General features: G+C 70.9%; 14 protein-coding genes. 7 read left to right on the top strand and 7 right to left on the bottom strand.

The window, feature by feature from the left end; all coding sequences use genetic code 11:
- Position 1 precedes the first annotated feature (1 nt).
- Positions 2-637, bottom strand: a complete 636-nt coding sequence (locus ACFVH2_RS05805; protein ID WP_378420462.1) for a Tat pathway signal protein — start codon at positions 635-637, stop codon at positions 2-4.
- Between the two features lie 125 nt (positions 638-762).
- Here ACFVH2_RS05805 and ACFVH2_RS05800 point away from each other — a divergent pair, with 125 nt between their 5' ends.
- Positions 763-2,379: a GAF domain-containing protein gene (locus tag ACFVH2_RS05800; RefSeq protein ID WP_378420464.1), complete on the top strand. Its 1,617-nt coding sequence runs from the start codon at positions 763-765 to the stop codon at positions 2,377-2,379.
- Here ACFVH2_RS05800 and ACFVH2_RS05795 read toward each other — a convergent pair.
- A complete protein-coding gene (locus ACFVH2_RS05795) occupies positions 2,376-3,053 on the bottom strand; it encodes a response regulator (RefSeq protein WP_378420466.1) in 678 nt (225 codons plus the stop codon). The two genes, ACFVH2_RS05800 and ACFVH2_RS05795, sit on opposite strands and share 4 nt — an antisense overlap.
- Before the next feature lie 112 nt (positions 3,054-3,165).
- Here ACFVH2_RS05795 and ACFVH2_RS05790 point away from each other — a divergent pair, with 112 nt between their 5' ends.
- Positions 3,166-4,122, top strand: a complete 957-nt coding sequence (locus ACFVH2_RS05790; protein ID WP_378420546.1) for an acyl-ACP desaturase — start codon at positions 3,166-3,168, stop codon at positions 4,120-4,122.
- Positions 4,123-4,158: 36 nt separating this feature from the next.
- Here the strand turns inward: ACFVH2_RS05790 and ACFVH2_RS05785 are convergent, their stop codons facing one another.
- The 4 genes from ACFVH2_RS05785 to ACFVH2_RS05770 form a co-directional block, all read right to left on the bottom strand.
- Entirely contained in the window at positions 4,159-5,061 is a 903-nt protein-coding gene (locus ACFVH2_RS05785; protein ID WP_378420467.1) for a universal stress protein, read from the bottom strand.
- Between the two features lie 68 nt (positions 5,062-5,129).
- Positions 5,130-5,912: a hypothetical protein gene (locus tag ACFVH2_RS05780; RefSeq protein ID WP_378420469.1), complete on the bottom strand. Its 783-nt coding sequence runs from the start codon at positions 5,910-5,912 to the stop codon at positions 5,130-5,132.
- Between the two features lie 36 nt (positions 5,913-5,948).
- Entirely contained in the window at positions 5,949-6,803 is an 855-nt protein-coding gene (locus ACFVH2_RS05775; RefSeq protein ID WP_378420471.1) for an ABC transporter permease subunit, read from the bottom strand.
- Entirely contained in the window at positions 6,800-7,732 is a 933-nt protein-coding gene (locus tag ACFVH2_RS05770) for an ATP-binding cassette domain-containing protein (RefSeq protein WP_378420473.1), read from the bottom strand. The genes ACFVH2_RS05775 and ACFVH2_RS05770 overlap by 4 nt, the downstream gene beginning before the upstream one ends.
- 110 nt (positions 7,733-7,842) lie before the next feature.
- Here ACFVH2_RS05770 and ACFVH2_RS05765 point away from each other — a divergent pair, with 110 nt between their 5' ends.
- The 4 genes from ACFVH2_RS05765 to ACFVH2_RS05750 all read left to right on the top strand — a co-directional run bounded on the left by ACFVH2_RS05765 (position 7,843) and on the right by ACFVH2_RS05750 (position 10,812).
- Positions 7,843-9,015 carry a sensor histidine kinase gene (locus ACFVH2_RS05765; RefSeq protein ID WP_378420475.1) on the top strand — a complete coding sequence of 391 codons (1,173 nt, stop codon included), beginning with the start codon at positions 7,843-7,845 and terminating at the stop codon, positions 9,013-9,015.
- Positions 9,012-9,680, top strand: coding sequence for a response regulator (locus ACFVH2_RS05760; RefSeq protein WP_378420477.1), 669 nt, complete (start codon positions 9,012-9,014; stop codon positions 9,678-9,680). The genes ACFVH2_RS05765 and ACFVH2_RS05760 overlap by 4 nt, the downstream gene beginning before the upstream one ends.
- A gap of 77 nt (positions 9,681-9,757) precedes the next feature.
- Complete coding sequence (locus ACFVH2_RS05755; RefSeq protein WP_378420479.1) at positions 9,758-10,021, top strand: hypothetical protein; 264 nt, start codon at positions 9,758-9,760, stop codon at positions 10,019-10,021.
- Positions 10,018-10,812 carry an LLM class flavin-dependent oxidoreductase gene (locus ACFVH2_RS05750; RefSeq protein ID WP_378420481.1) on the top strand — a complete coding sequence of 265 codons (795 nt, stop codon included), beginning with the start codon at positions 10,018-10,020 and terminating at the stop codon, positions 10,810-10,812. Before ACFVH2_RS05755 ends, ACFVH2_RS05750 begins: the two co-directional genes overlap by 4 nt.
- Positions 10,813-10,821: 9 nt before the next feature.
- Here ACFVH2_RS05750 and ACFVH2_RS05745 read toward each other — a convergent pair whose 3' ends face one another.
- A complete protein-coding gene (locus ACFVH2_RS05745; RefSeq protein WP_378420483.1) occupies positions 10,822-11,862 on the bottom strand; it encodes an LLM class F420-dependent oxidoreductase in 1,041 nt (346 codons plus the stop codon).
- Between the two features lie 119 nt (positions 11,863-11,981).
- Between ACFVH2_RS05745 and ACFVH2_RS05740 the strand changes: the two genes are divergently transcribed.
- Positions 11,982-12,806, top strand: a complete 825-nt coding sequence (locus ACFVH2_RS05740; protein WP_378420485.1) for an SDR family NAD(P)-dependent oxidoreductase — start codon at positions 11,982-11,984, stop codon at positions 12,804-12,806.
- Positions 12,807-12,992 lie beyond the last annotated feature (186 nt).

Genomic DNA, 12,992 nt, shown 5'->3' with positions numbered 1-12,992 from the left:
GCTAGCTCATCACCACGCCCATGCTCGGCCACCAGATCGTGCTCTTGACGACGTCGGTGTCCTTCGGGCCGACCTTGTGCCACAGCGAGCCGTAGACGGCGCCGACAACCATGCCCTTGCCGACGTTCAGCGGGGCGGTGGAGATGACCGTCGGGATCACCTTGTTGTTCTGGTCCAGCCGGGTGATGCCGCTGGTGCCGTTGGCCAGGCTGTACCAGACCACGTTCAGCTCGGCGCCGGTCTGGTTGTCGGCGATGCTGCCGGGACCGCCGAAGAAGCCGAACCGGAACTCGTTGTTCATGTTGGTTGCGACGCCGGCGCCGTAGAGCTGGCCCAGGACGTCACCGCCCTGACCGGTGTCGGAGTACGCGGGAATCGGGAAGATCTGCCCGGGCAGGGACAGCACCGGGGTCGCGATGTCCTTGGGTGCGCCGATCAACCGCTCGACTGCGTCCTGCGCCGCCGGGTTGCCCGCCGCGGCGGCCCTCAGCTGGACCGCGGCGTCGGCGAGATCGACGGCGGGCGCGGGGGCGGGCGCAGGCGCCGCTGCCGCGGTCCCGGTGAACAGCACCGCTGCCGCGGCGCAGACGGTCGTGAACAGTGCGGCCAGACGGCCGAGGACGGATCGCTGCATCATGGTCTCCTCACCGATGACTTAGGTACCCGAAACATCGGTTCCGGTCGGTTTCCCGTTACAACCCAGCACACAACGGGCATCCGGCACGGGGGTGAGCTCCGTGGGGTCACGATAGGGTCGAGTTCATGGTCGAACTACCCCACGACGACCCGAACACCCAGGTCAGAACCTTTCAGCATCGACTCACCGAGGTCGGTACCACCCCGGAGAACCTGCGAGACCTGCTCGAGGCCGTCCTCGTCGTCGGTGCCGGACTCGAGCTCGACCCGACCCTCCAGCGCATCGTGCAGGCAGCGACGACGCTGCTCGGCGCCCGATACGGCGCACTCGGGGTCCGGTCCCCCGGCGGCGGCCTGTCCGAGTTCGTCTACGAGGGCATCGACGCGCAGACCCGGGCCACGATGGGCCACCTACCCGAGGGGCACGGCCTGCTCGGACTGCTCGTCAACGACCCCCGCCCGGTTCGGATCCGCGCCCTCGACCGGCACGCCTCCTCGGTCGGGTTCCCGCCCAACCATCCACCGATGAGCAGCTTCCTCGGCGTGCCGATCATCGTTCGGCGCCAGGCCTACGGGAGCATCTACCTCACCGAGAAGCGCGGCGCCCCCGAGTTCACCGACGAGGACGAGGTGATCCTGACCGCCCTCGCCGAGGCCGCGGCGGTAGCCATCGACAACGCGCGACTGTTCGAGGAATCCCGCACTCGCGAGCGCTGGCTGACCGCGGTCTCGTCGGTGAACTCCCGCCTGTTGACCGGCGGCTCGGTGCCGGAGACCCTCGACCTGTTGGTCCGCCGGGTGCGCGAACTGACCTCGGCCGAATCCGTGACGCTCACCGTCCGAGCCGACGACGCGGACACGGTCGCGGCCACCACCGATGCGGCCCTGCGGATTCGGCAGGTCGTCGAGGTCGCGGATCTGACGGGGCGCGGCTTCTCCGCCGTCGTCCCGGTGTCCGGAGCGCAGCGGGACGACGGCGATTCGAGCCGGGTCGAGGGCGTGCTGATCGTCTCGGGCCTGCCCGCCGACCCGGACCGCGACCCGGTCGAACGCAGCTGGCTGTCCTCGATGGCGGACCTGGCCGCGGTCGCGCTCGAGTTCGCGCACCAACAGCGTCAGCAACGCCTGCTCGACGTGCTCGCCGATCGCGACCGCATCGCACGGGACCTGCACGACAACGTGATTCAGCGCCTGTTCGCCACCGGCATGAGCCTGCAGTCGGTGACGGCGCACAGCCAGGGACGAACGGCCGACATCCTCGCCCGCGCGGTCGAACAGCTCGACCGGACGGTCCGCGAGATCCGCACCACGATCTTCGACCTGCAGGCCGCCGACCCGGCCGGCGTCGTCGGCCTCCGCCGCCGCCTGCTCGACGTGATCGCCGAGCTCACCGCGCACGGCGCGGTGGCGCCGACCGTCCAGTTCTGCGGACCGCTCGACACCCTCGTGCCCCAGTCGGTCCATCCGCACGTGGAGGCGGTGCTCCGCGAGGGTCTGAGCAATGCCCGCAGGCACGCCAAGGCGACCTCGATCGACATCACTGTCGTCGTGGCGCAAGAGTTCACCATCTCGATCACCGATGACGGCATCGGTATGTCCGGCGACGAACCGCGCAGCGGACTGGCCAACCTCGATCGTCGCGCCGCCCTGTTCGGCGGCCACTGCGAGGTGCTCGCCCGCGCCGCGGGAGGCACCACGCTGCAGTGGTCGGTACCCGTCGAGCGAGCGGGAGACCTGCCCTAGCCCTCGCCGCGAACGGCCCGCAACTCCGTCGCGAGCACCGCGACCTGGGTGCGCCGCTGCATACCCAGCTTGGTGAACAGCCGCGAGACGTAGTTTTTGACGGTCTTCTCCGCGAGGTACATCCGCTGCCCGATCTCCCGGTTGGTCAGACCCTCCCCGATCAGGTCGAGCACCGTTCGCTCCTGGTCGGTGAGGTCCTCGACCCGCCCGCCCGGACTGCGCTGGGTGCGGATCCGGTCGAGCGCCGCGGCGGTGGCCTCGCCGTCCATCAGCGATCCCCCACCCGCGGCGGTGCGAATGGCGGCGACCAGGTCGGTACCGAGGATCTGCTTGAGCAGGTATCCCGACGCCCCGGCCATCACCGCGTCGACCAGGGCCTCGTCGTCCGAGTACGACGTCAGCATCAGGGCGCGCAGGCCGGGACACGCCGACCGCAGGTCACGGCACAGTTCCACGCCGCTGCCGTCGGGCAGTCGGACGTCGAGCACGGCCACGTCGACCGGTCCTCGGGCGGAGCCTCGGGGCAATTGTTCGAGCGCGGGGATCGCCGTCAGCGCCTCGGCGACCGTGGACGCCTCCCCGACCACCGCGAAGCCGGGAACGCCGCCGAGCAGGTCCACCAGGCCGCGTCGGACGATCTCGTGGTCGTCGACCAGGAAGATCCGGATGTCCATGCACCCAATCCCAACACACACCGGCACAGCCGGGACCTTCGCCCCTATCGCGGCGGGGTTCACGTCGACCAGCCTCGACGAGGACTACTGGCACTGCGATTGGGGATCCACCGTGGCCCGCGAACTGACCCAGCTCGAACTGCTCCGCGAGCTCGAGCACGTCGCCGAGGACAACGTGCACCGGCACCTGGCGATGGCGAAGGACTGGCACCCGCACGACTACGTTCCCTGGGACGACGGTCGCAACTTCGCCGCGCTCGACGGGGTCGACTGGGAACCCGGGCAGTCCCAGCTGAGCGAGACCGCCAAGGCCGCGATGATCACCAATCTGCTCACCGAGGACAACCTGCCGTCCTACCACCGCGAGATCGCCGAGAGCTTCTCGCGTGACGGCGCCTGGGGCACCTGGGTGGGCCGGTGGACGGCGGAGGAGGCCAGGCACTCGATCGTCATGCGCGACTACCTGGTGGTCACCCGCGGCGTCGACCCGGTGGCGCTCGAGAACGCACGGATGACGCACATGACCACCGGGTTCGCACCCGAACTCAACTCGGGACTGCTCGACTCGGTGTCGTACGTGACCTTCCAGGAGTTGGCCACCCGTGTCTCGCACCGCAACACCGGCAAGGCCTGCGGCGACCCGATCGCCGACCGGATGCTGGCGCGGGTGGCGGCCGACGAGAACCTGCACATGATGTTCTACCGCAACATCTGCGGCGCGGCCCTCGACGTCGCGCCGGACCAGACGATCCGCGCGATCACCAAGATCCTCACCAACTTTCAGATGCCGGGCGCGGGCATGCCCGCGTTCCGTCGCAACGCGGTGCTGATCGCCAAGGGCGGCATCTACGACCTCCGGCAGCACCTCGACGAGGTGGTGCTTCCGGTGCTGCGCACCTGGAAAATATTCGAGCGCAACGACTTCGGCGGTGAAGGCGAAGCATGTCGCGAGGAACTCGACCGGTTCCTGACCGCACTGCAGGACGACGCCCTGCGCTTCGAGGAGGCCCGCGACCGCTCGCTGGCCCGTGCCGCTACCCGGCGCACGAACGCGGCAAGCGCGAGCTGATCGAATCCGGCGTGCTGGTCGAGACGACGACTCTGGTCAGGACGCCTCGACCGGGCGCACGATGAGCACCGGGCAGTCGGCACTGTTCATCAGCGCGGTACTCGTCGACCCGAGCAGCATGCCCTTGAACCCACCGCGGCCGTGGCTGCCGACCACCAGCAGCTGTGCCCGCTCGGAGTAGTCGCTGAGCACCCGCACCGGACGGTCCCGGCCGACCACCCGCTGCACCGACACGTCGGGGTACTGCTCGATCCAGCCGGCCAGACGCTCGGAGAGCACGGCCTCCTCCGCGGCCTGAATGGCGCTCCAGTGCGGGTCGTCTGCGGTCGCGCCGAGGGAGGGCTGGACGGAGACGTCGCTCCACACGTTCACCGCGATCAGCGGGGCGCGGCGAGCGGAGGCCTCCTCGAACGCCGCGGCGAGGGCCGCCTCGCTGACCTCCGAGCCGTCGACGCCGACCACCACGGGGCCCTCGGTCGGCGGCCTGCCGTCGAGGGTGCGGCCTCGGATCACCGCGACGGGGGCGGTCGAATGTGCTGCGACACTGCGGGTCACCGAGCCGAGCACGGCGCCGGTGAACTCGCCGAGGCCACGGCTGCCGAGCACGATCATGGCGGCGGTCGGCGAGTACTGCAGCAGGATCTCCGCGATCCGGCCCTCGTGGAGCTTGGTGTCGACCGTCAGGTCACCGACGTCCTCGGCGGCCTCCTTGGCCAGCACCGCGGCGCCGTCGAGGTGTGCACGCCCGGCATTCGTCAGCTCGTCGCCGTAGCCGCGGGCCAGGTAGGGCTCGGTGTAGTAGTACGCAGGAACGTGGACCACGGAGACCAGCAGCAACGGCAGCGCGCGCGCCGCTGCGGTGCGCGCGGCCCAGACCACCGCCTCCGACGCGGATTCCGATCCGTCCACTCCGACCACGATGGGCTTGCCTGCGCTCATGCTGCTCCCTCACTCGTTCGGCTACTGCTCGTCGGCGTCTCCGCCACAACCATTGTGGCCCGTGGACATCACCCTTTCTCGGTGTCAGTGAGATATGCCTCGAGTCGCGCCGAACGCCGCCTGGCCAACACCGCCGCACCCCGCAGCGCCGCGAACCAGACCGCGATCGACACCGCGGCGCTGGTGAGCACGAGGCCGAGCCGGGCGTCGCCGGTGAGCGCGCTGACGCCTGTGGGCGGCACGAGGTGCACGAGCAGCAAGGGCACGAGCAGCACCACGACCACCGCGGCCGGGAACACCGCGTACGGCAGCACGACGAGCACTCCCCAGCGCACGATCACCGACCGGAACCGGTGCCGGTGCGTCCACCGCCATCGCAACGGGTTCTGGTGGTACGGAAAGAACACCCCGACCCATGCCGACAGACCCAGTGCACCGAACGGGACCACGCAGATGCACGCGATCAGCGTGGCCGCCGTCGCCAGGTCGCTCTCCATGAACCCGACCACCACCGCGACCAGCACGCAGACCGGCGCAACGAGCAACCACAGCACGACGGTCTTGGCCCACAGCAGCCGCGTGAGCGCGCCGACGTCGGTGAGCTTGTCGAGCACCTCGCTCGGATCCTGGGCGAGCACGTTGGTCGCGGACACGTCCGCGTACATCCAGCCGGCGAGGGCTGCGGGAAATCCCCACGGCCCGGTGAAGTCGAACAGCCAGCTACGTGGGATGAGGAACCAGGCCACGGTGACCAGCAGCGCGTTCCCGAACACCGTCAGCGGGACCTCCGCGGGTCGCCGCCATGCCCGGCTCCACTCCGAGCCAACGGTGGCGACCAGTTCGCGGCGCATTCCTCGACAATATGCACTCCCAGCCGCTCACACGGCTCAGTCGACGTCGCGTTTGCGCAGCACCGCCGCCGTGACGGCCACGAAGATCACCAGGTAGATCGTCAACACCGTCGCGGCGAGTCCGGGTCCGAGCACGGCGAGCACACCCGGTGTCCGCTCGGCGTCGGCTGCGGCGCCGCTGAGCCCGCCCGCAAGCGACCCGGCGGCGGTCCCCGGAAGGTAGTCGGTGACCAGCCGGATCGGCGCCAGCACCGCGCCCACACCGCGCAGCAGATTCTCCACCACCAGCACCCACACCAGTCCGAGCCCGACCGCCAGTGCCGGGCCTCGGGCGAGCGTCCCGATCAACACCCCGCACGCCGTCCACATGCCGAGGATCAGCATTCCCGCCCCGATGGCGCGCACCGAGTCGCCCACTCCCGGCAGCGAGGTCGGCTGAGACTCGGCGGCAGCGACGAGCCAGGCCACCGCCAGATCTGCTGCGAACACCACGACCACCAGCGCGGCGACCACCGCGGCCAGCGCGAGCAAGGTTCCGCCGATGGCACGGAGCCGACCCGGCCCCTGGGTCAGCACCGTCTTCCAGGTCCCCCAGCCGTACCCGCTGCCCGCGGCGAGCGCGCCGAGGGTGAGGATCAGCGCGCCGCCGAACATCGCCATGCCCTGCGTCAGCACCTCCGGCACCGCGCCGGGGAGCATCCGCGCGAGCAACACCGAACGTGGAACGGCCGCACCGAATCCGGTCCCGCCGCCGCTGCGGTAGGTCAGGTAGTTGAACACGTACACGAAGGTGAGGTCGAGCAGCAGCCAGGCTGCCGACAGGACCCACAACGAGGGCCACTTGCGGAGCCGCAGCAACTCCGCCCGGAAACTGGCCGACAGGGTGTTCATCGTGAAACCTCCGCGGTGTCACCGGTGGTGGCCGAACTCGTCATCTCGAGGAAGACGTCCTCGAGGGACCGTTCGCTGCTGTGCACGTCGAACACCTCCACACCCGACTCGACGAGCGCGCGCACCAACCTCGGGGCCAGTGCCGCGCCCGCATCCACCCGGACCCCGTCCGCGGCCTCGCTGACGCGATCCGCCCCGGCGACGTCCCGAGCCACGGCGAGCACCTGCTCGCCCGGTGTCGCGCGCACGACAATGCTCGAACCGCCGCGCAAGTCGGACACCGTCGACTCGGCTGCCAGCCTGCCCGCGACGATCACCCCCACGCGGTCGCAGATGTCCTGGACCTCGTCGAGCATGTGACTCGACAGCAGCACGGTGTGCCCGGCCGCGGCGAGATCGGCTATCAGGGCGCGCATCTCGGCGACGCCGGCCGGATCGAGTCCGTTGGTGGGCTCGTCCAGGATCAGCAGGTCCGGGTCGCCGAGCAGTGCCGCCGCCACCCCGAGTCGCTGCTTCATGCCCAGCGAGTAGCCCCGGAACCGGTCGCCGGCCCGCGCCCGCAGTCCGACCCGGTCGAGCGCGGCTTCCGCGGCCGCATCGGCGAGTCCGCGGTAGCGGCACAGCACCCGAAGGTTGTCCCGGCCGGACAGATACGGGTAGAAACCGGGGCCTTCGATGAGCACACCGGTGTGCACGCTCGCGTCCGGATCGCCGGGGTGGCGGCCGAGCACTGTCGCGGATCCCGAGGTCGGGCGCACCAGCCCCGCAAGCATGCGCAGCGTGGTGGTCTTGCCCGCGCCGTTGGGTCCGAGGAAGCCGTACACCTCGCCCGCCCGCACGGTGATATCGACGTCGTCGACCGCCACACGCTCGCCGTACCTCTTGGTCAGACCGTTCGTCACCACTCGCAGCTCGGTTGTCGTCGTCATGACTGTCAGCCTTCGCGGCGTCGATGCCGGGCACATCCGCCGCGCGGCGACACCCTCGATACGCCCGCAGGACGACGCCGCGGACCACCCCGCGGGGTTAGGTTGGGGCCATGCCCAGACCCGCCGACGTCGCGCTCGCGGGAGCCGTCGGCGTCGTGTCGGTACTCGGCTCGGTCGCCGCGTCCCGGCACGGGCACCCGGCGCGCCCCCTGGACTGGTTCGCCTTCGCGCTGCTCGTGGCCGCCGCGGGCGCGCTGCTGTGGCGGCGCAGCGCCCCCGGCGCGGTGCTGGCCGTGACCTTGCTCGTGACGTTGACGTACCTGCTGCGCGGCTACGGCATGGGACCGATCTTCCTGCCGCTGGTCGTCGCGTACCTGACCGCGGCGCCGCGGGCGCGGCGCTGGCCGATGTACGCACTGCCCGCGCTCGGGTTCGTGGTGGTGCTGTGGTTGGTGCCCTGGGCGACCGGACAGGAAGCGGTGCCCACGGCCGGAGTGGTCGGCATCGGCGCCTGGTTACTGACGCTGGTGGCGATAGCCGAGGGGATCCGTCAGCGCCGGGAGGCGATCCGGGCTCGCCGCCAGCGCGCCCGGGAGGCGGCTCGGAGCGCCGAGGAGGAGCGACTGCGCCGGGCCAGCGAGGAACGACTCGACATCGCGAGGGAGCTGCACGACGTTCTCGCGCACAGTCTTTCGATGATAAACGTGCAGTCCGGGGTGGCACTCGAACTGCTCGAGACCAAACCCGAGCAGGCGGGCGTCGCGCTGGCCTCCATCAAGGACGCCAGCCGTGAGGCGCTGGTGGAGGTGCACGCGATGCTGCGGACGCTGCGCCGCGGCGGCGAGCTGGCCCCGCTCGCGCCCGCCCCGTCCGTCGCCGACCTCGACGCGCTGGTCGAGCGCGCCCGCGGTGCCGGAATCGACGTGACGACAACCGTTTCCGGCGTGCCACGGCACGTGCCTTCGACCATGGACCTCGCCGCCGCCCGGATCGTCCAGGAGGCACTGACCAACGTGGTCCGGCACTCGGGACAGTCCGCCGCCCGCGTGCAGGTGCGGTACCTGCCGGACCGGCTCGAGGTGTGCGTCGACGACGACGGCAGCGGCAGCGGCAGCGGCAGCGAGACGACGTCAGGCGCCGGTGGTGGCATCGCGGGGATGACCGAACGCGCCCACGCCCTCGGCGGCACCCTGACCGCGGGTCGCCGCCCCGACGGCGGGTTCCGGGTCGAGGCGCGACTTCCGCTCTCCGACAGCGACTCCGGAGAGGATGCGACCGCGTGAACATTCGGGTGATCGTCGCCGACGACCAGTCCCTGGTCCGTGCCGGGTTCGCGGCGCTGCTCGAGGCACAGGACGGGATCGAGGTGGTCGCTCAGGCCGAGGACGGCGAGCAGGCCGTCGCGGCGACCCTCGAGCACGTGCCGGACGTCGTGCTGATGGACATCCGGATGCCGGTGCTCGACGGGCTCGAGGCCACTCGGCAGATCGTTGCCCGTCCCGAACTGGCGGCCGTGCGGGTGGTCGTGCTCACCACCTTCGAGCTCGACGAGTACGTCTTCGAGGCGATCCGGGCCGGCGCCGCCGGGTTCCTGGTCAAGCACACCGAGCCGGCCGACCTGGTGCGAGCGGTGCGTGTAGTGGCCGGCGGCGAGGCGTTGCTGTCCCCCGGCGTCACCCGCCGTCTGTTGGCGGAGTTCGCCACTCGTGCCAAACAAGCCCCCGACTCGAGCCTGCTCGCCGAGCTGACCGACCGCGAGCGCGAGGTGATGACGCTGGTCGCGGAGGGCCTGACCAACGCCGAGATCGCCGAGCGGCTGTTCCTGAGCCCGGCCACCGCCCGCACCCACGTGAGCCGGATCCTGCTCAAGCTCGGCGCCCGGGACCGCACCCAGCTGGTGGTGCTGGCGTACGAGTCGGGACTGGTCCGGCCCGGTTGGCGGGGCTGACGTACGTACCCACGCGTATGCGCGGTGCCGCCCGCGGACCGATGCGCACGCCGTCCTCCCGCGAGCAGGCTGGATGCATGAACGCACTCGGAGCACAGACCGCACTGATCCTGGCCGACGACTGGGACGGCCGCTACGGACCCGGCTGGGGGCCGGGACCGTGGTTCTTCCTGATCCCCCTGACCTTCTGGATCGCGGTCGTGGTGATCGTCGTGCTGGCGCGGCGGCGCTGGCGCGGTCACCACGGCGAGTCCACGCTGCGCGACGTCTACGCCCGTGGCGAGATCACCGAATCCGAGTACCGGGCCCGGCTCGCCGTGCTGAGGGAGACCCGGCGATGAGGATCGCGGTGGTCGAGGCGCCGATGGGTTCGGGCCGGCACTGGGCCGAGCGCGCCCGCCTGCTCGACGGCCAGGGGTTCGACGCACTGCTGGTGCCGGACACCCTGTGGACGCCCTCCCCGTTCCCCGCGCTGGCCGCGGCCGCGGCGGTCACCGAATCGATCCGGCTGCGCACCTGGGTGGCGGCGGCGCCCCTGCGCACTCCGGCGGCACTGACTCGGGAAGCTCGTGCGCTGCAGGTGCTCTCGGACGGGCGCTTCGAGTTGGGGATCGGCCCGGGGCGTCCCGACGCCGAGGCGGAGGCAGCCCGGCTCGGCGCGACGTGGGGCACCGCAGCGGAGCGGATCGCCGCGGTGGAAGAGTCGGCGGCCGCCGTGCGTGCCGGCGTGGACCCCGTGCCGGACGTCGTGGTCTCGGCGGCGGGGCCGCGGATGTTGAGCGCCGCGGCACGAGTGGCGGACCGCGTGGCACTGGCGCTCGGCCCGACCGCGACGGAGGCGGATCTGGTCGACGCGGTGGAGCGGGCGCGTGAACTGTGCGGCCCGGCAATGACGTTCACCCAGTCACTGGTCGGCGTCGGCGAGGCGCTGCCGTCGTACTTCGCCCGGACCGACGGACCGACCCTCGCCGAACTGCAGACGCTGGACTCCTCGGCGCTGCTGCCCGGGGACCCCGGGCTGGCGGCGGACATTCTGCGCGCACGCGAGGAACGTCTGGGCATAGTCGAGGTGACGGTGCCGGGCGAGCTGGCCGAGGCGTTCGCCCCGGTGCTCGCCCGGCTCCGCCGCTGAGGCCGTGGCTCAGTCGATCAGGTTGCGGAAGTCCTCGATCAGCTTCACCCGGCCGGCCGAGTCGGCGGCCATCGGCGTGACGGTCAGGGTGGTCGCCCCGGCCTCGGCGAACGCCGCGACCCGCTCCTTGACGTAGCCGGCGGGGCCGATCAGCGAGACCGCGCGGACCAGCTCGTCCGGCACCGCGGCCGCTGCCTCCTCCTTCTTGCCGGACAGATACAGCTCCTGGATGGTGGCGGCCTCGGCCTCGTAGCCGTACCGGCAGGCGAGATCGTTGTAGAAGTTCTTGCCCTTGGCGCCCATGCCGCCGATGTACAGGGCGAGGTGCGGCTTGATCCAGTCGAGCATGTGGTCGACGTCCTCGCCGATCGCCAGCGCCGGGCCGGCGAAGACCTGCAGCTCACCGAGGCTCGGGTCACGCTTGGCCTTGCCCTTGGCCAGGGACTCGCCCCACACGTCGTTGGCCTTCTCCGGGTGGAAGAAGATCGGCTGCCAGCCTTCGGCGATCTCCGCGGTGAGCGCGACGTTCTTCGGGCCCAGCGCGGCGATCACGATCGGGATACGTTCGCGCACAGGGTGATTGATCAGCTTGAGCGGCTTGCCCAGCCCGGTGCCCTTCTCCGCGGGCAGCGGGATCTGGTAGTACTTGCCGTCGTACTGCACCTTCTCGCGGCGCCACACCTGACGACAGATGTCGACCATCTCTCGGGTGCGCCCGAGCGGCGCGTCGTAGCGCACGCCGTGGAAGCCCTCGATCACCTGCGGCCCGGACGCGCCGAGCCCGAGCACGAAGCGCCCGTTCGAGACGAAGTCGAGGCCGGCCGCGGTCATGCCCATCAACGACGGCGTGCGGGTGTAGATCTGGAAGATCCCGGAGGCCAACTCCAGGGTCGAGGTCTTCGCCGCGAGGTAGCCGAGCTGGCTGACCGCGTCGAAGGAGTAGGCCTCCGCTATGAACGCGATGTCGAGGCCGGCCCGCTCGAGGTCCGCGACCTCCGCGACGGTCTCGGCGAACCCGCCGCTGTAGGTGATCTGCATTCCGACTCGCACCCGGACACCTCTGTTCGACTCGATGGGGACTCCTGCACCACGGACACTACGCAGTGCCCTGCGGAATCCGTATGACCGATCCGCGCACAATTCGTGACCGCGCCCCCTACGATCGCGCGGTGACACGCAGAAGCCGGGTGGACTGGACACATTCGCACGTGATCGTGACGGGCGGCTCGCAGGGTATCGGCGCGGCGGTCGCGCGGGCCGCCGTCGGCAGGGGTGCGGCGGTCTCGATCCTCGCGCGCGGCGAGGAGCAGCTGCGCGCGACGGCCGAGCCGATGGGCGCGCGCTGGGCGGTCGCCGACGTCACCGATCCGCAGGCGCTGCAACGGGCGGTCGAGGCGGTCGAGGCCCGGTCCGGGCCGTGCGACGTGCTGGTCGCGTGCGCGGGCACCGCGCTGCCCGGACGGTTCCTCGAGGTACCGATCGACGAGTTCGAGTCGCAGATGCGGCTGAACTACCTCGGCGCCGTGCATGCGGCCAGGGCGGTGTTGCCCTCGATGGTCGCGCGCGGACGCGGGCACGTGGTGCTGACCAGTTCCACCGCCGGACTGATCGGCGTGGTCGGCTACAGCGGGTACGGACCCACCAAGGCCGCGGTGCACGAACTCGCGCACACCCTGCGTTACGAGGTGGAGCCGGCCGGGGTGACGGTCGCGGTGCTCTATCCGCCGGACACCGACACCCCGGGCTTCGCCGTCGAGAACACCCGCAAGCCGGTCGAGACCGCGGCCGTGTCCGGCGCCATCACCCCCGTGAGCGCGGATGTGGTCGCTGCCGCGGTGATCGCAGGCATCGACAAAGGGCGTCACCACATTTCGGTCGACCCACTCACCCGGGTGCTGGTCCGCGCCGGCGGCATCGTCGAACCGGTGGTCCGGCCGATCATCGCCCGGACCATCCGGAAGTCGCTGCGCGCGAGTCGTCCGGTGCGCGGTTAGCCGCGGAGACGTCCACCACAGCGCGCGACGGGCGAGAATCCCGGAAGCCGAGCAGCCGCAACCTTGGGTTCTTGTCGGCACCCCGCGATAGAATTCGAACATGCATTCGACAGGCGGGGTTCGAGAGGTCGGTCAGGTGGCAGCACACCTGACCGACCTGGACGATGCCGTCGACGGGCTGCTCGA

Source organism: Rhodococcus sp. NPDC127527 (assembly GCF_042672245.1).
Taxonomy (GTDB): Bacteria; Actinomycetota; Actinomycetes; order Mycobacteriales; family Mycobacteriaceae; genus Rhodococcus_G.
Note: the sequence above shows the minus strand (reverse complement) of the source record. Positions and strands in the feature narration are given on the sequence as shown.

Excerpts from the sequence above, each read along its gene's own strand:
- ACFVH2_RS05750 (WP_378420481.1), top strand. The coding sequence starts at position 10,018 with ATGAGGATCGCGGTGGTCGAGGCGCCGATGGGTTCGGGCCGGCACTGG.
- ACFVH2_RS05805 (WP_378420462.1), bottom strand. The coding sequence starts at position 637 with ATGATGCAGCGATCCGTCCTCGGCCGTCTGGCCGCACTGTTCACGACC.
- ACFVH2_RS05785 (WP_378420467.1), bottom strand. The coding sequence starts at position 5,061 with ATGAGCGCAGGCAAGCCCATCGTGGTCGGAGTGGACGGATCGGAATCC.
- ACFVH2_RS05765 (WP_378420475.1), top strand. The coding sequence starts at position 7,843 with ATGCCCAGACCCGCCGACGTCGCGCTCGCGGGAGCCGTCGGCGTCGTG.
- ACFVH2_RS05775 (WP_378420471.1), bottom strand. The coding sequence starts at position 6,803 with ATGAACACCCTGTCGGCCAGTTTCCGGGCGGAGTTGCTGCGGCTCCGC.
- ACFVH2_RS05800 (WP_378420464.1), top strand. The coding sequence starts at position 763 with ATGGTCGAACTACCCCACGACGACCCGAACACCCAGGTCAGAACCTTT.
- ACFVH2_RS05755 (WP_378420479.1), top strand. The coding sequence starts at position 9,758 with ATGAACGCACTCGGAGCACAGACCGCACTGATCCTGGCCGACGACTGG.
- ACFVH2_RS05795 (WP_378420466.1), bottom strand. The coding sequence starts at position 3,053 with ATGGACATCCGGATCTTCCTGGTCGACGACCACGAGATCGTCCGACGC.
- ACFVH2_RS05780 (WP_378420469.1), bottom strand. The coding sequence starts at position 5,912 with ATGCGCCGCGAACTGGTCGCCACCGTTGGCTCGGAGTGGAGCCGGGCA.
- ACFVH2_RS05770 (WP_378420473.1), bottom strand. The coding sequence starts at position 7,732 with ATGACGACGACAACCGAGCTGCGAGTGGTGACGAACGGTCTGACCAAG.